Source organism: Curtobacterium sp. NPDC098951 (assembly GCF_044759965.1).
Lineage (GTDB): Bacteria > Actinomycetota > Actinomycetes > Actinomycetales > Microbacteriaceae > Curtobacterium.
This window is the reverse complement of sequence record NZ_JBIWAG010000002.1, coordinates 602395-617372: the sequence shown is the minus strand read 5'-3', so window position 1 is coordinate 617372 and position 14978 is coordinate 602395. Positions and strand designations below refer to the sequence as shown.

At 72.8% G+C, this 14978-nt stretch carries 13 protein-coding genes; 5 read left to right on the top strand and 8 right to left on the bottom strand.

Features of this window, described 5'->3' with window-relative positions; genetic code table 11:
* The first annotated feature begins 61 nt into the window (after positions 1 to 61).
* Positions 62 to 1219, top strand: a complete 1158-nt coding sequence (locus tag ACIQUC_RS07560; protein WP_402265078.1) for an NAD(P)-binding domain-containing protein — start codon at positions 62 to 64, stop codon at positions 1217 to 1219.
* Between the two features lie 327 nt (positions 1220 to 1546).
* On the opposite strand, the gene ACIQUC_RS07555 is transcribed toward ACIQUC_RS07560, so the two are convergent.
* The 4 genes from ACIQUC_RS07555 to ACIQUC_RS07540 all read right to left on the bottom strand — a co-directional run bounded on the left by ACIQUC_RS07555 (position 1547) and on the right by ACIQUC_RS07540 (position 5509).
* Positions 1547 to 1987, bottom strand: coding sequence for a DoxX family protein (locus tag ACIQUC_RS07555; protein ID WP_402265075.1), 441 nt, complete (start codon positions 1985 to 1987; stop codon positions 1547 to 1549).
* Between the two features lie 122 nt (positions 1988 to 2109).
* A complete protein-coding gene (locus tag ACIQUC_RS07550) occupies positions 2110 to 2373 on the bottom strand; it encodes a DUF3072 domain-containing protein (protein WP_402265072.1) in 264 nt (87 codons plus the stop codon).
* A 173-nt stretch (positions 2374 to 2546) separates the two neighbouring features.
* Positions 2547 to 3284 carry a hypothetical protein gene (locus tag ACIQUC_RS07545; protein WP_402265069.1) on the bottom strand — a complete coding sequence of 246 codons (738 nt, stop codon included), beginning with the start codon at positions 3282 to 3284 and terminating at the stop codon, positions 2547 to 2549.
* Between the two features lie 11 nt (positions 3285 to 3295).
* The gene (locus tag ACIQUC_RS07540) at positions 3296 to 5509 is read right to left on the bottom strand and encodes an APC family permease (protein ID WP_402265067.1); all 2214 of its coding nucleotides are present in this window, start codon (positions 5507 to 5509) and stop codon (positions 3296 to 3298) included.
* Between the two features lie 130 nt (positions 5510 to 5639).
* Between ACIQUC_RS07540 and ACIQUC_RS07535 the strand changes: the two genes are divergently transcribed.
* The gene (locus ACIQUC_RS07535; protein ID WP_402265064.1) at positions 5640 to 6428 is read left to right on the top strand and encodes a MerR family transcriptional regulator; all 789 of its coding nucleotides are present in this window, start codon (positions 5640 to 5642) and stop codon (positions 6426 to 6428) included.
* A gap of 69 nt (positions 6429 to 6497) precedes the next feature.
* On the opposite strand, the gene ACIQUC_RS07530 is transcribed toward ACIQUC_RS07535, so the two are convergent.
* The 3 genes from ACIQUC_RS07530 to ACIQUC_RS07520 form a co-directional block, all read right to left on the bottom strand.
* Positions 6498 to 7079, bottom strand: a complete 582-nt coding sequence (locus ACIQUC_RS07530) for a PadR family transcriptional regulator (RefSeq protein WP_402265061.1) — start codon at positions 7077 to 7079, stop codon at positions 6498 to 6500.
* A complete protein-coding gene (locus ACIQUC_RS07525) occupies positions 7076 to 7963 on the bottom strand; it encodes a DUF4097 family beta strand repeat-containing protein (RefSeq protein WP_402265059.1) in 888 nt (295 codons plus the stop codon). The genes ACIQUC_RS07530 and ACIQUC_RS07525 overlap by 4 nt, the downstream gene beginning before the upstream one ends.
* A gap of 76 nt (positions 7964 to 8039) precedes the next feature.
* Entirely contained in the window at positions 8040 to 8738 is a 699-nt protein-coding gene (locus ACIQUC_RS07520) for a YitT family protein (protein ID WP_402265056.1), read from the bottom strand.
* A gap of 60 nt (positions 8739 to 8798) precedes the next feature.
* Here ACIQUC_RS07520 and ACIQUC_RS07515 point away from each other — a divergent pair, with 60 nt between their 5' ends.
* The 3 genes from ACIQUC_RS07515 (at position 8799) to ACIQUC_RS07505 (ending at position 14497) form a co-directional block, all read left to right on the top strand.
* On the top strand, positions 8799 to 10250 hold the full coding sequence (locus tag ACIQUC_RS07515; RefSeq protein ID WP_022908411.1) for a PLP-dependent aminotransferase family protein: 1452 nt from the start codon (positions 8799 to 8801) through the stop codon (positions 10248 to 10250).
* Positions 10251 to 10357: 107 nt separating this feature from the next.
* Positions 10358 to 11023 carry a DUF6518 family protein gene (locus ACIQUC_RS07510; protein WP_402265053.1) on the top strand — a complete coding sequence of 222 codons (666 nt, stop codon included), beginning with the start codon at positions 10358 to 10360 and terminating at the stop codon, positions 11021 to 11023.
* Between the two features lie 60 nt (positions 11024 to 11083).
* Complete coding sequence (locus tag ACIQUC_RS07505) at positions 11084 to 14497, top strand: efflux RND transporter permease subunit (RefSeq protein ID WP_402265050.1); 3414 nt, start codon at positions 11084 to 11086, stop codon at positions 14495 to 14497.
* Here ACIQUC_RS07505 and ACIQUC_RS07500 read toward each other — a convergent pair.
* Entirely contained in the window at positions 14494 to 14814 is a 321-nt protein-coding gene (locus ACIQUC_RS07500; protein ID WP_402265048.1) for a hypothetical protein, read from the bottom strand. The two genes, ACIQUC_RS07505 and ACIQUC_RS07500, sit on opposite strands and share 4 nt — an antisense overlap.
* Positions 14815 to 14978 lie beyond the last annotated feature (164 nt).

Sequence of the window (14978 nt, the reverse complement as noted above, 5' to 3'; positions counted from 1 at the left end):
CTACCATGTACCCCGATCTGGACGTCGCCGCGACGGCCCCGCCCACAGCAGAATCGAAGTGATGACAGACGACGCGCAGGCCCCGGCCGACCAGCACGCCCGGGTCGTGGTGATCGGCGCGGGTCAGGCCGGTCTCTCGGTGGGATACCACCTCCGTCGGCTCGGGCTGACGCCGGGGAGCGACCTGGTGCTGCTCGACCGGGCGCCCGCGACCGGAGGAGCGTGGCAGTTCCGGTGGGAGGCCCTCCGTCTCGGAGCCGCGCACCGCGTGCACGACCTGCCGGGGATGAACGCGATGGGCCTCCGGTTCGACGACGCCGATCGGTCGCGGCCGGCCCGGGACGTCGTCGGCGAGTACTACCGACGCTTCGAGCAGTACTACGACCTGCGCGTGCGGCGGCCGGTCGCGGTGACCTCCGTGTCGCGCATCGCGGACACCGCCGGATCCTCGGCCGGACTGTGCGTCACCGTCCGCAGTGCCGACGGGGGGTCGAGCCGGATCGGCGCGGACGTCGTGGTGAACGCCTCGGGGACGTGGGGCACGCCCTTCGTCCCCTGGTACCCGGGCCGGGACGTCTTCCGTGGTCGGCAGGTGGACACGACGGAGTACCGCAGCGCGGCGGAGTTCGCCGGGCAGGACGTGGTGGTGGTCGGGGGCGGGACGAGTGCCATCGGCTTCCTGCTCGAGCTCGACGGCGTGGCGGCGCGGACGCGGTGGTTCACGCGTCGCCCGGTGGCGTGGTCCGAGGCGGCGGCGCTCGACGTCGAGTCCGCGGTCGCGGCGGTGGACGAGCAGGACCGGGCTGCCCGGGCGGGAGAGAGCCTGCCGAGCATCGTGTCCGGTACCGGGGTCCCGATCTCCCGCCGGATCCGTGCGGGACTCGACCGCGGTGTCCTCCGGGATTCGCCGATGTTCGCGCGACTCGACGAGACCGGTGTCGTCACGGCCGACGGCGAGCACGTGCACGCCGACGCCGTGATCTGGGCCACGGGGTTCCGCGCGGACCTGCGGCACCTCGCGCCGTTGCACCTGCGGACTGCCGCCGGCGGGATCGTGGTCGAAGACGGGCGCTCGGTCGACGAGCCGCGGCTCTTCCTCGCGGGGTACGGGCCGCAGGCGTCGACGATCGGCGCGAACCGGGCCGGCCGGAGGATCGCTCGGCAGGTGATGGACGTCCTCGCGGACGACCCCGACGGGCAGGCTGCGCACGCCGACTGACCGCGCACGGACTGGCCGCGAACTGATTGACCTCGCACCAACTGGCCGCGCACGGTGCTGTGTTGTTGGCCGGGGTCGGCGCTGATCGCTCGGTGCGAGGTTGTAGCGCCGCACCGAGCGAGCAACCCCGCACGGGTTGGGGAAGGTCGCACGGCGCGCGGGCGTGGTTCGGGCTCGCGGCGGTGGTGGGCACGGTGCTGTGTTGTTGGCCGGGGTCGGCGCTGATCGCTCGGTGCGAGGTTGTAGCGCCGCACCGAGCGAGCAACCCCGCACGGGATGGGGAAGGGCGCACGGCGCGCGGGCCCGCGGGCCGCCGGCACGCGCGTGTCAGGCGGGGAGGGGGCCCTCGACGCCGCGGCGCCGGCGCGAGGCCCGCAGGACCACGGCGTCGAGCGAGAAGCGACCCGGCCCGATCAGCGCCACCGCGAGGGACGCCACCGCGAGGACCAGGACGTACTCGAACCCGCCGTCCTGCGAGTAGAACCCCGCGGACGCGTGCGCGAGCAGCCCAGCCACGACCATGTCGACGGCCAGGAGCACGCCGACGACCCGGGTCAGGACACCGAGCACGAGCAACACGCCCCCGACGAGTTCGAGTCCGGCGACGAGGGGCGCCGCGACGTCGGCGAGCGGGACGCCCATGCCGGAGAAGCCCTGGGACACGGAGCCGAGTCCCTGCGCGAACTTCTGGGCGCCGTGCGCGATGAACACCACGCCGAGGACGATGCGGAGCGCGGTCAGGCCGATGGAGGTCGATGTCGTTCGCATGCCGCCGACCGTAACCGGTGACGCGTCATCGTTCACCCCCGTGCGGGGGACTTCCCGGACATCGCCAGAACATGCCCAGGCCCGGGTCCGCCGAAACGCGGACCCGGGCCTGGGCGGTTTCGTCAGGAGTCGGCGCCGCGCCCGGTCTGCTGCTGCAGGCGGTCGATGTGCTCCGAGGCCTCGGCCTTGGTGAGGTCGGCAGGGAGTTCCTCGCCGGCCTCGCGGGCGAGGGTGTCGAGGTAGCTGCGCTGCGGCCCGGTCATGGGCTCGTCGCCGGTGACCCACTGTTCCGGGTCCTTGCTGGCGTCGGTGCTGGGGTCGGGTCGGGCTCCGCCGAGCGTCTCGGGCTGGTCGGTGCGGTCGTCGGTCGGGGCTGCGTCACTCATGGCACGGACGCTACGCCGCGCCGCCGACCGGAACGCCCACGGTGGCGTCCCCCGGACACCGGTCAGCACCCCGACCCGGACGTCGACACGGACACCGGCCCGCACGACGAGACGGACCCGACCGCAGGACCCACCGCATGCCCCGCACCCGACGCGACGAGACGACCGCGCGCTCAGTCCGCGACCGCGGTGTACCGCACCAGGTCCGGCCCCACCGAACTCACCGCGATCGGCACCGAACGGCCGTCGCGGCGGATCCAGATCGTCGCGGCCCGCTCGTCGATCCGTTCGACCTCGTGCAGGGTGCCGTCGATCAGGACGGCAGCGCTGACGGACACGGACCCGGTGGCTGCGCGCGGGGGCAGCCCCACGACGTCGTCACCGAAGGCCGGGTACTGCCCGGGCGACAGGAACGGCGACACCGGTGTCGTCACGATCTCGATCCCCTCGTCGACCGCTCGGACCACCACGAGCCGCACCGCCTGGTCGGTGGGGAGCGCCACGTCCACGACCGGGGCCTCCGCGGAACCGGCCAGCGCGCGGAAGGCGGGCCGACCGTCGGGGGCGAGCCGCGCCTCCAGTCCGTCGATCCGGACCCGACCGCGGCCGCGGGAGTCGGCGTAGGTGCCGGGCTCGATGCCGGACCGACGCGCCTCGAGGCGGGACACCACCACGCGGTCGGGGCGGTACCAGTCGCGGAGCGTGGCGGGGTCGACCCAGCCGATCCGGTGCGTCTCGTCGTCGGCCGCCCGCTCGTCGAGGGCGCCGAGGGGGTGCGGGCCCCGGACGGCGACGAGTCCCTCGTGCGGACCGCCGGGGGTCGGCTCGTGGTCGAGCACCTCGACGCGCTTCGAGACCTTGCCCCCGTGCCCGTCGAACGTCGCGAACGTGCGAAGGTCGGAGATCGTCATGACGTCAGATGCTACGACGAGCGACCGTCGGTGCGCGGCGGCGAGGGGACGAGCACGTGCATCTCGCCGGTGCACTGGGTCTGGTCGACGCCCTCGGCGGGACCGGCCGGCCGGGTCGCTCGGCGGGGCTGGAGGCTGTTCCGCTCAGCCGACCGGAGCAGGCGGTCGTCCTCGACCTCGTGGTGGACGACACCGTGCGGTGACCGGCGGAGCGCGGGCCGGATCGGCTCGCCGCGGCGCTCCTGCCCGGGGAGGGGGCGGGAGCGGCGGCCGTACAGGAGCTCGGAGGAGTCCAGCAGCCAGGGCACGAGCGCGACGGTGACGCCGTGCACGAGCAGCAACTTCTTCCGGATGCGACGGCCGCGGTGGTTGTGGAGGAAGGTCTCCCACCAGTGCCCCACGACGAAGACCGGCGTGTAGACGGTCACCACCTCGGAGCCGTGCTCCATCCGGTGCGCCTTGATGTACTTGATGAGCGGCATCGAGATGTCGCGGTAGGGGCTCGGCACGATGGTCAGCGGGACCTCGATGCCGTACTCCTGCCACTGCGCGCGGAGGCGTGCGGCATCGGCGTCGTCGATCGCGACGTGCACCGCCTCGAAGCTCGCGTGCTTCGCGGCGATCGCGTAGTCGAGCGCCTTGAGCACCGGCTTCTGCAGCTTGTTCACGAGGACGATCGCGTGGTCGCCGGTCGCACCGAACTGCGTCTGGTCGTCGGCCTCGATCTCGTGCGAGACGTCGCGGTAGTACCGGTTCACGCCGAGCATGAGCACGAACAGGATCGGCATGATGAGGAACACGAGCCAGGCGCCGTGCGTGAACTTCGTGATCGTGACGATGACGAGGACGACGAAGGTGAAGGTGGCGCCGGTCGCGTTGATCGCCCGGGAACGGATGACCTGCCCGCGGTTGACCGGTTCGGCGGCGGTCCCGGCCCGGTCGTCGCGGAGCAGCCGGGTCCAGTGCACGATCATCCCGGTCTGCCCGAGGGTGAACGAGACGAAGACGCCGATGATGTAGAGCTGGATGAGGCTCGTGACGTCGGCCCGGTAGACGATCAGCAGCGCGGCCGCGACGAGCGCGAGGACGATCACGCCGTTCGAGTAGATGAGCCGGTCGCCGCGGGTCGACAGTGCCTTCGGGGCGTACGAGTCGCGGGCCAGGATCGAACCGAGCAGCGGGAACCCGTTGAAGGCGGTGTTCGCCGCGAGCAGCAGGACGGCTGCGGTCGTCGCCTGGATGACGAAGAACAGGATCGTGTTGTTCCCGAACGTCGCCGCGGCGATCTGGGCGATCAGGGAGCGCTGCGGCGTCGTGGCGCACTGCGCGAAGCCCTGCAGGTCGCAGGCGCTCTCGGCGTAGTGCACGCGGGAGACCAGCGCGAGCGTGATGAGCCCGACGAACAGGACGATCGCGATCGACCCCATGAACACCAGGGTCATCTGCGCGTTGCGGACCTTCGGTCGGCGGAACGCCTGCACCCCGTTCGCGATCGCCTCGACACCGGTCAGCGCCGAGCAGCCGGAGGCGAACGCACGGAGGAGCAGCAGGACGAACGCGGCCTGGGTCGTGTGCTCGACGTTCTGCACGGTGTACGTGGCGGACTCCGCCACGGGGGCGTCGCCGGCGACGACGCGGACCAACCCGACGACGACCATCACGAAGACGGAGGCGACGAACAGGTAGGTCGGCACCGCGAAGGCCTTGCTCGACTCGCGGACACCACGGAGGTTCGCCGCCGCGAGCAGCACGACGAAGAGCAGGGCGAGCTCGACCCGGAACTCGTTGAGGACGGGGAGGGCCGAGATGATGTTGTCCACGCCGGAGGCGACCGACACGGCGACCGTCATCACGTAGTCGACGAGCAGGGCGGACGCGACGACGAGTCCGGCCTTCTCGCCGAGGTTCCGGTGGGCGACCTCGTAGTCGCCGCCGCCGGACGGGTAGGCCTTGATGAGCTGTCGGTAGGACGCGACGACCACGACGAGCAGCAGCACGACGAGGGCGGCGACCCAGGGGGCGAAGGTCAGGAACGCCATGCCGCCGAGCAGCAGGATCATGAGGAGTTCCTGCGGTGCGTACGCCACGGAGGACAGCGGGTCACTCGCGAAGATGGGCAGTGCCAGGTGCTTCGGGAGGAGCTGTCCCTCGAGCTTCTCGGAGGGGAGGGGATCCCCGATCAGTCGCGCTTTCAACGACCGGATCTCGTTCGTCACGAGCGGCAAACCTACTCATTTCCGGGCGCGAGTCAACACGGGCGGGTCCGGCGGTATTCCCGGTCCGCACCGGGTCGGGAGGTTCGCACCCCGGATCGGGCTTGCGGTTGACGCTGCGTCAACCTCTAGCCTCTCCAGCATGAGGGATTCGACAGACACGGGCAGTCCGGCTGCGAAAGCGCCGCACGGGATCGCCGAGGTGGCGCGTTCCGCCGGTGTGTCGAGCCGCACGCTCCGGCACTACGACGCGATCGGTCTGCTGCCCGCCACGGCGACCGGCGAGGGTGGGCTCCGGCGGTACGACGACCAGGCGCTCGTGCGGCTGCAGCGGATCCTGCTGCTGCGGGGCCTCGGGCTCGGCCTGGCCGACGTCCGCCGGGTCCTCGACGGGGAGCAGGACGACGTCACGGCCCTCACCGCACACGTCGCGTGGCTCGAACGCGAGCGCGACCGGCTCGCCCGGCAGCTCGCGGCCGTGCGGACCACCATCACGAGGATCGAGGAAGGAGTGGACATGAACACCACGGACACGTTCGACGGGTTCGACCAGACACGGTTCCGGCAGGAGGTCGAGGAGCGCTGGGGCGCCGACGCCTGGGACCGCGGCGCACGCTGGTGGGAGTCGAAGGACTCCGCCGCGAAGGAGGCGTTCCAGGCGGAACAGCGCGCGATCGCGCAGGACGCCGCAGCGCTCGCCGCGTCGGGCGCGGGTCCGGCATCGGAGGCCGGCGCGGCACTCGCGAAGCGCCAGTTCGCGTGGCTCGCCGAGGCGACGCCCCCGGCCGAGCTCACCGCCGACCGGTTCCGCACGCTCGGTGACATGTACGTGCAGGACGAGCGGTTCACGCACGCCTACGAGTGGGCGGGCGCGGGTGCGGCACGCGCCCTGCGGGACGCGATGCACGCGCTGGCCGACCGCGGCCTGTGACGGACGACCCGCGCCTCCTGGCGGTCTGCCTGGAGGCGCGGGTCGTGACCGTTCGTCGGCCGTCGGTCGTCAGAGGGACTTGCGCAGGGCCTCCAGGCCGTCGCGCAGGCGCGTGACGGTGTCGGAGCCGAGCGTGCCGCGCGTCGCACGCCGGCGGAGGTCCGCGCGGACCTGCTGCCGGAACGACGACAGCGCCATCTCGACCTCGCGCAGGGCACGTGCACCCTCGGACGGGACGTCCTCCGGCTCGTCGGCGGTCTGCCCACGCGGGGCCTGTGCGCTCGCCGCGAGGTCGGCGCGGAGGGAGCGCATCGCCTCGCCCACCGATGCGCGGACGCCGTCGGCCAGCGACTTCACCGAGTCGTTCACGCCGTTCTCGACCGCGGCGATCTCGTCGGCGCGGGCGTCGAGCTCGGCACGGCCGGCGTCGGTGATGGCGTAGACGGTCTTCCGGCCGTCGGCGGACTTCGTGACGAGTCCCTCTTCCTCGAGCTTGGCGAGCCGCGGGTACACGGTGCCGGCGCTCGGGACGTACGTGCCGCCGAAGCGGTCGCCGAGGGCCTGGATGACCTCGTACCCGTGCATCGGGTGGTCGGCCAGCAGCACGAGCAGGTAGAGGCGCAGGTGGCCGTGCGCGAAGACGGGGCTCATTCGGGCACCTCGCTGTCGGTGACCGGGGCCGTCGGAGCCGCGGGGGTGCTCGGGGTGGTCGGGGCGGATCCCTCCGACGGTTCCGCGACGGGCGGGGCGTGCAGCACCGCGATGTCGCCGGACACCGAGTTCACCTTGAGGTCGAGCCACTGTCCGGACAGCTCGCCGCCCTGCTTGACGTAGGACCCCCGCACGCCGCGGATCTCCGAGTCGTCGAACTGCAGCTTGCCGGAGGCCGTGCTGACGGTGCACCGGTAGGGCACGCCGTCCTCGAGCCGGACGCTCACGGAACCGGACACCGTGTTGACGCGGGCCTGGTCGGGGGTGCCGTGCAGGTCGAGCACGACGTCGGCGTTGACGCCGTCTGCTTGGAACCGCGGGATCGCACCCGTCGCCACGACGTCGCCGGACACGGTGTGCACGGTGAGGGCGCCGTCGAGCTCGCGGATGGTCGTGGTGCCGGACACCGCGTTCACGGTGACGTCGCCCGCCACGCCGTCGACGACCACGTCGCCGGAGACCGTGTTGAGCGTCGCACCGCGGTTGGTGCCGGACAGCAGGGCGCCGGCCGAGACGACGCCGAGCGTGACGATCGCGTCGCGGGGGACCAGGACGCTGACGTCGGCGTGGGCCTTGCCGCGGAACGACTTCAGGAACCCGATCGGGTCGTCCCAGCGCACCTGCGGGTGGTCGATGGTGAGCGTGTCCCCGTCGAGCTCGATCTTCATCGGCTTGCCGGACACGCTGTGCACCTCGATGCGCGCGGTCGGCTCGTCGTGGGCGACGACGTCGACCTGACCACCGGCGAGTCCGACGCGCAAGCGGCGGACGATCCCGGTGTCGATCACCTTCGGCTCCTCGACGAGCCACTTCTCCTGGGCCATGTTGCCTCCTCGAACTCGCGATGTATCGCGTCTGTGGAAGACACGTTATATCGCGATGTGGCGGTGCGCAACGGTTCTAGGCGACCTCCGAGGCCGCGGCGGGCCGCGCCTCCTGGGCCGATGCGGCGGTGGCGGGTCGCGCCTCCTGGGCCGACGGCGCCGCACCGGTCCGTTCCGGGCTCCACGGGAACCGACGGAACAGCGGCATGAGCGGCTGCACCATCGGGCCGATCGCGAACGCCGCGATCACGGTGCCCACGCCGACGTCGCCGCCGAGGAGCCAACCGACGACCACCACCGACACCTCGATGACGGTCCGCGCCACCCAGACCGGCCACCCGAGCCGCTCGTGCAGGCCGACCATCAGGCCGTCGCGCGCCCCCGTGCCGAAGCCGGCGCCGATGTAGAACGCGGTGGCGACCGCGAGGAGCGCCAGCCCCGCGGCGAACAGCAGGACCCGGCTCGCGAGGTCGGCCGGGGTCGGGACGAGCCACAGCACGAGGTCGGCACTCGGTCCGATCGCGAGGGCGTTCAGCAGCGTCCCGATGCCGGGCTTCTGGCGGAGCGGGATCCAGAACAGCAGGATCACGCCGCTCGACACCACGGTGATGACGCCGAACGACCACGGCACCACGTGCTCGAGCCCCTCGGTGAGGACCGTCCACGACGACACACCGACCACGGCGCGGACCTGCAGGGCCGTCGAGGCCCCGTAGAGGAACAGGCCGACGAAGAGCTGGACGAAGCGGAGCGTGAGGGCGGTCGAGCGGGGCATGGCTCGATCGTCGTGGAGATTGGACTGCTGGTCGAGAGCCAATTCGGCTACCGTGGATCCATGACCCCGGTCCTGCTCAGCGCTCGGTCCGCAGCGCTCCTCCTCACCGACTGGCGCGCCGGCACCGACGCCCCCGCGTACGAGGCGCTCTCCGACGCGCTGCGCGTGCTCGTCATCGACGGGCGGGTCCCGCAGGGCGTGCGGCTGCCGGCCGAGCGGGGCCTCGCCACGGCGCTGGGCGTCTCGCGGACCACGGTCGCGAACGCGTACTCCCGGCTCCGCTCCGACGGCTTCCTGGTGTCGGTCCGCGGCTCCGGCAGCGTGGTCCGGCTGCCGGCCGGGCTCATCGGTCGTCCGGACCCGGAACGGCTCGGCGGGGTGGTCGACGACGACCTGCTCGACCTCCGCAAGGCGGCGCTGCACGCCGCACCGGGACTCGCCGAGGCGGTGGAGCACGCGATGCGGCACGTGCCCGCCGCGCTCGCCGGCATCGGGTACGACACCGTGGGCGACCCCGGGCTCCGCGCGGCGATCGCGGAGCGCTACGCCGACCGGGGGCTGCCCACCGACCCCTCCCAGATCGTCGTGACCATCGGGGCGCAGCACGCCATCGCCCTGCTCGCCCGGGTGCTCGTCCGCCGCGGGGACGCGGTCGTCGTCGAGTCCCCGACCTACCCGCACGCGCACGAGGCCTTCCGCGAGGCCGGCGGACGACTCGTCGGCGTGCCGGTGGACGCGCGGACCGGCTGGGACGCCGCGGCGCTCGAGACGACCATGCGCCGCACGGCACCGGCCGTGGCCTACGTCATGCCCGAGCTCCACAACCCGACCGGCGCGACGATGTCGGCGTCGACCCGGCAGCTGCTGCTGTCCGTGGCGGCGTCGACCGGGACGACGGTCATCGCCGACGAGACCATGGGCGAGCTGCGGATCGAGGGCTCGCCGTCCCTGCCGTTGGCGGCGGCCGACCCGTCCGGTGCGTCGGTCGTGATGATCGGGTCCGCCGACAAGGTCTTCTGGGGCGGCCTGCGCATCGGCTGGATCCGGGCCGCTCCCGAGCTCCTGCAGCGCCTGCTGCTCGCCCGCCCGACGGGCGACCTCGGCACGCCCGTGCTCGACCAGCTGGTCGCGCGGGAGCTCGTCCCGCGCACGGCGGCGGTCCTGGAGGCGCGGCGCGAGTACCTGCGCCAGGGTCGCGACGACGTCGTGGGGGCGTTGCGCGCGCGGCTCCCGGAGTGGGACGTGCCGTCGCCGGCGGGCGGGTTGACGACGTGGGTCGGGCTCGGGCGACCGGTCTCGAGCGCCCTGGTGCTCGCCGCGCGGGCCGAGGGCGTCGTGCTCGCGTCCGGAGGGGTCTTCGGGCCGGACGGCGGGTTCGAGCGGTTCCTGCGGGTGCCCTTCACGATGTCCCCGGCGGACCGGGTCCGGCTCGTCGAGGTGCTCGAACGGTCGTGGGCTCGGATCGGCGGCGACGCAGCCGGGGTGCGGGGATCGCTCGCCGCCGTGGTGTGACGGGTCGCCCGGTCGCCCGGCGGGTCATCCTCGGGGGTGACGCCGACCGCGCGATCTGGCCCTGCCGAGGGATGCGCCCGGCGCCCGTCGGCGGGGATCCTGGTCCCATGGAGACGACCATGCACGCCGGCACGACCGTCCGCACCGCCGACGCCCGGGAGCACCGGGTGCCCGCGGCCGCCCGGGTGTCGATGGCACTGACGGGTGCCCTGCTCGCCGGGGTGCTGACCTCGTTCGGGCAGGCCGTCCCGGGGCTCTCGAGCGTCGCCAACTCGGCCGGACCCTGGTTCGTCGTCGCGACCGCCCTCTGCCTGCTCACCGGGGTCCGCGCCGGCCGCGTGGCGCTGCCGCTCGCGATGCTGTTCGGCATCGTGCTCCTCGAGCTCATGCACGTCGGCTACTGGGCCACGACGAACCTGCGCGGGTACCCGGACGTGCTGTCGATCACGAACTTCTGGGTCCTGATGGGGATCCCCGCGGGGGTGCTCGCCGGTGCGGTCGCGGTGGCCGTCCGGACGCGGGACGTCCGGTGGTGCGGGCCGGCGCTCGGTGCGACCGCCGCCGTGCTCGTCGGTGAGGGTGTCCGCGCACTGCTGCAGGTCGCGGCGACCACCGGCTCGACGACCTGGGTCGTGGAGATCGTCGTCGGTGTCGCCGTGCTCGTCGTCGCGGTGCTCGCGGCCCGGACCCCGACCGGCCGGATCCTGGCGCTCGCGACCGGGGTGCTCGGGACCGTGGGGGTGCTCGGCATCTACCTGCTCCTCGGCGGCTGAGTGCGTCGCCTGCTCCTCGGCGGCTGAGTGCGTCGCGCTCCGCCCTGCAAGGATCGGGGTGTGCACCTCCTCTCGGTCTTCAGCCTCCGCAACCGGGCGCTCATCGCGCTCGTCACCGTCGTCGTCGCGGTGTTCGGCGGCATCGCGCTCACGAGCCTCAAGCAGGAGCTCATCCCGAGCGTGCAGTTCCCCCAGGTCGCCATCGTCAGCGCCTACCCGGGCGCCACGCCCGAGGTCGTGTCGAACGACGTGTCGACGAAGATCGAGCAGGCGATCCAGGTCGTCCCGAACCTCGAGTCCACGAGTGCGACGTCGTCGACCGGGCAGAGCGTCGTCTCGGCGTCGTTCGACTACGGCTCGAACCTCGCCAGCGCCGAGGACAAGATCCAGACCGCGGTGAACGCCCTGTCGCTCCCGGACACCGTGCAGACCCAGATCGTCACCGGGTCCTTCGACGACCTGCCCGTGCTGCAGCTCGCCGTGTCCGGCACGGGCGACCAGGAACAGCTCGTCGATCGGCTGAACGCGACGGCGATCCCCGACATCGAGAAGCTCGACGGCGTCCGGCAGGCCGACGTCTTCGGCAACCCGGGCCGGCGCGTGGTGATCACGCCGGACACCGACGAACTGGCGTCCAGGGGGCTGACGACGCAGTCGATCGCCGACGCGCTCGACGACAACGGCACGCTCGTCCCCGGCGGCACGATCACGCAGGACGGCACGACGCTGTCGGTGCAGACGGGGGAGCGGATCGCGTCGCTCGACGACATCGAGGCCCTGCCGCTGACCGCGTCGTCGAGCAGCGGGAGCAGTGGGTCCACGGCCTCGGCGACCGGTGCGAGCGGTACCGGTGCGACCGGCGCCGGCGCGACCGGCTCGACGGGCGCGCCGGGATCGACCGGCGGGACCAGCGGGACCGGAGGGACGGCGGCGAGCGGCGCGACGGGCGCGAGCAGCGCCTCCGGGACCACCGCCTCGGGCACGACCGCCGCGACCACGCCGACCACCATCGGCGACGTCGCGAAGGTCGCGATCGAGGAGTCCCCGCGCACCTCGATCAGCCGCGTCGACGGCGAGACGGCCGTGACGATCGCCATCACGAAGACGCAGGAGGCCAACACCGTCGACGTCTCGAAGACGGTCCGCGACGCCCTGCCCGGCATCGAGGCGAAGGTCGCCGGCGACCCCCGGTTCACCGTGGTGTTCGACCAGGCGCCGTACATCCAGCAGTCGATCGACTCCCTCGCCGAGGAGGGACTGCTCGGCCTCGGGTTCGCCGTCGTCGTGATCCTGCTGTTCCTGCTGTCGGTCCGGTCGACCATCGTCACCGCGATCTCGATCCCGACGTCCGTGCTCCTCGCCGCGATCGGCATGCGGGCCACGGGCTACACGCTGAACGTCATCACCCTCGCCGCGCTCACGATCGCGATCGGACGCGTCGTGGACGACTCGATCGTGGTCATCGAGAACATCAAGCGGCACCTGCAGCCCGGCGTGGACCGGACCCGGGCGGTCCTCGACGCCGTCCGCGAGGTGGCCGGAGCCGTCACCGCCTCGACCCTCACCACCGTGGCGGTCTTCCTGCCGGTGGCGTTCGTCGCGGAACTCGTCGGCGAGCTCTTCCGGCCCTTCGCGCTCACCGTGACGATGGCGCTCGTCGCGTCGCTGCTGGTGTCGCTGACCATCGTCCCGGTGCTCGCGTACTGGTTCCTCCGGACGCCGAAGACCCACCGGCACGCCGGAGGGTCCGCGGAGTCGGTGGACACCGCGGCGCCCGAGGCTCCCGCGGGCTCCGCGGGCTCCGCGGGCTCCGCGGGCTCCGGTGCCCGCGCCTCCGCCGCGACGGACTCGCTGTCGTCCGCCGCGGACCTGCACGACGCCGGGACCTCCGACCGGCTCCGGCGCGCGTACCAGCCGGTGCTGCGCTGGGCCGTCGGCCGACCGGCGCTCGTGGTGGTGCTGGCGGTCCTCGTCCTCGGCGGCACCGGCGCGGCGGTGCCGTTCGTCAAGACGAACTACCTCGGCGACTCCGGGCAGAACACGTTCACGGTCACGCAGGACCTCGAGCCGGGGACGAGCCTCGACGAGCAGTCCGACGCGGCGCGCAAGGTCGAGCGCGTCCTCCGCGGCGTCGACGGCGTGCAGACCGTGCAGACCACCATCGGGACGAGCGGGCAGTCGATCCAGGCGGCGTTCGGTGGCGGGGCCTCGGCGTCCGTGCAGTACAACGTCACGACCGACGCCGGCGACGACCAGACCACCATCCAGTCCACCGCACGCGACCGCATCGACCGGATCGACGGGGTCGGCGAGGTGAGCCTGTCGACCGCCGGCGGCGGCTTCGGCGGCTCGAGCGACATCGAGGTCGACGTCACCGCGCCGACCCAGGCCGAGCTCCGGACGGCCGCGGCGTCGGTGCTGCGCGAGATGCGGAAGGTCGACGCCACGACCGGTGCGACGAGCAACCTCGCCGCGTCCGAGCCGTACCTCGCCGTCCGGGTCGACCGGAAGGCGGCGGCCGAACGCGGGCTGACCGAGACGCAGGTCGGCGGGATCGTCGCGGCGGCCGTCTCGCCCCGTGACACCGGCACGATCGAGATCGACGACGCGACCCTCGACGTCTACATCGCCGACCCCGCGCCGCCGACGACCGCCGCGGCACTGCGGTCGCTGTCGGTCCCGACCTCGACGGGATCGGTGCCGCTGTCCGACCTCGCGACGGTCGAACGGGCGGAGGGGCCGACCTCGATCACGACCTCGAACGCGGTCCGCACGGCGACCATCACGGTCACGCCCGACTCGACGAACCTCGGCGCCGCGGTGCAGAACGTGACGGCGGCCGTCGACGCGCTCGACCTGCCGCGTGGTGCCTCGGCGGAGATCGGCGGCGTCGCGTCGAGCCAGTCGTCGGCGTTCAGCCAGCTCCTGCTCGCGATGCTCGTCGCGATCCTGATCGTCTACGTGATCATGGTCGCAACGTTCCGGAGCCTCCGACAGCCCCTGCTGCTGCTCGTGTCCGTGCCGTTCGCGGCGACCGGTGCGGTGCTCCTGCAGATCGTCACGGGGATCCCGCTCGGGGTCGCGTCGCTCATCGGGCTGCTCATGCTCGTCGGCATCGTCGTGACGAACGCCATCGTGCTCATCGACCTCGTCAACCAGTACCGACGCCGAGGGCTCCGGGTGCACGACGCCCTGATCGAGGGGGCGACGAGGCGACTCCGCCCGATCCTGATGACCGCGCTCGCGACGATCTTCGCGCTGCTCCCGATGGCCATCGGGCTCACGGGCAAGTCCGGGTTCATCTCGCAGCCGCTCGCGCTCGTCGTGATCGGCGGGCTCGTGTCGTCGACGCTGCTGACCCTCGTGGTGCTGCCGTCGCTGTACGCGCTCGTCGAGGGCTTCTTCGAGAAGCGGGCCGACCGGCGGGCGGCGCGGCTCGACCGGGATGCGTCCGGCGAGGGGTCCGCGGGTTAGCGGCGGTACTCGGCGTCGATCGCCGAGAGCGGGTGCGCCGGTGTCGCCGGGGCGACGGGACGCGTCGCCGCGGGTGCGTCCTCGCGCTCGACCGCCCGGAACCACGACACGAGCACGCAGGTCAGCGTCACGAGGAAGACCACGCCGGCGCCCTGCGAGAGCACGGTCATCCGGCCGGTGACGGCCGCGTACCCGCCGAAGGCGACGGCGGCGGTGAACGACAGGCCGAGCAGGAGCTCGGCGAACGTCTGCAGCGAGGAGTGCCGCTCCCAACGGGAGGCGGTGGCGTGCGCAGAGCGGGTCGAGGTGTCGGTCACCCCCGAAGTCTGCGCGCCGTGGGCGTCGGGCGGCAGTCCCGACTCCGGGTGCCACCCGGCCGGGGCACGTCGCCGGTGCCGGTGCCCGTGCCGGTGCCCGTGCCGGTGCCGCCGCCCGTGCCGAGTCTCGGCTCCGCGGACAGTTCCGCGCCGCCGGCAACCGA

What these genes read in the sequence shown, in the direction of transcription:
- ACIQUC_RS07560 (WP_402265078.1), top strand. Translation starts at nt 62, where the DNA reads ATGACAGACGACGCGCAGGCCCCGGCCGACCAGCACGCCCGGGTCGTG.
- ACIQUC_RS07555 (WP_402265075.1), bottom strand. Translation starts at nt 1,987, where the DNA reads ATGCGAACGACATCGACCTCCATCGGCCTGACCGCGCTCCGCATCGTC.
- ACIQUC_RS07550 (WP_402265072.1), bottom strand. Translation starts at nt 2,373, where the DNA reads ATGAGTGACGCAGCCCCGACCGACGACCGCACCGACCAGCCCGAGACG.
- ACIQUC_RS07545 (WP_402265069.1), bottom strand. Translation starts at nt 3,284, where the DNA reads ATGACGATCTCCGACCTTCGCACGTTCGCGACGTTCGACGGGCACGGG.
- ACIQUC_RS07535 (WP_402265064.1), top strand. Translation starts at nt 5,640, where the DNA reads ATGAGGGATTCGACAGACACGGGCAGTCCGGCTGCGAAAGCGCCGCAC.
- ACIQUC_RS07530 (WP_402265061.1), bottom strand. Translation starts at nt 7,079, where the DNA reads ATGAGCCCCGTCTTCGCGCACGGCCACCTGCGCCTCTACCTGCTCGTG.
- ACIQUC_RS07525 (WP_402265059.1), bottom strand. Translation starts at nt 7,963, where the DNA reads ATGGCCCAGGAGAAGTGGCTCGTCGAGGAGCCGAAGGTGATCGACACC.
- ACIQUC_RS07520 (WP_402265056.1), bottom strand. Translation starts at nt 8,738, where the DNA reads ATGCCCCGCTCGACCGCCCTCACGCTCCGCTTCGTCCAGCTCTTCGTC.
- ACIQUC_RS07515 (WP_022908411.1), top strand. Translation starts at nt 8,799, where the DNA reads ATGACCCCGGTCCTGCTCAGCGCTCGGTCCGCAGCGCTCCTCCTCACC.
- ACIQUC_RS07510 (WP_402265053.1), top strand. Translation starts at nt 10,358, where the DNA reads ATGGAGACGACCATGCACGCCGGCACGACCGTCCGCACCGCCGACGCC.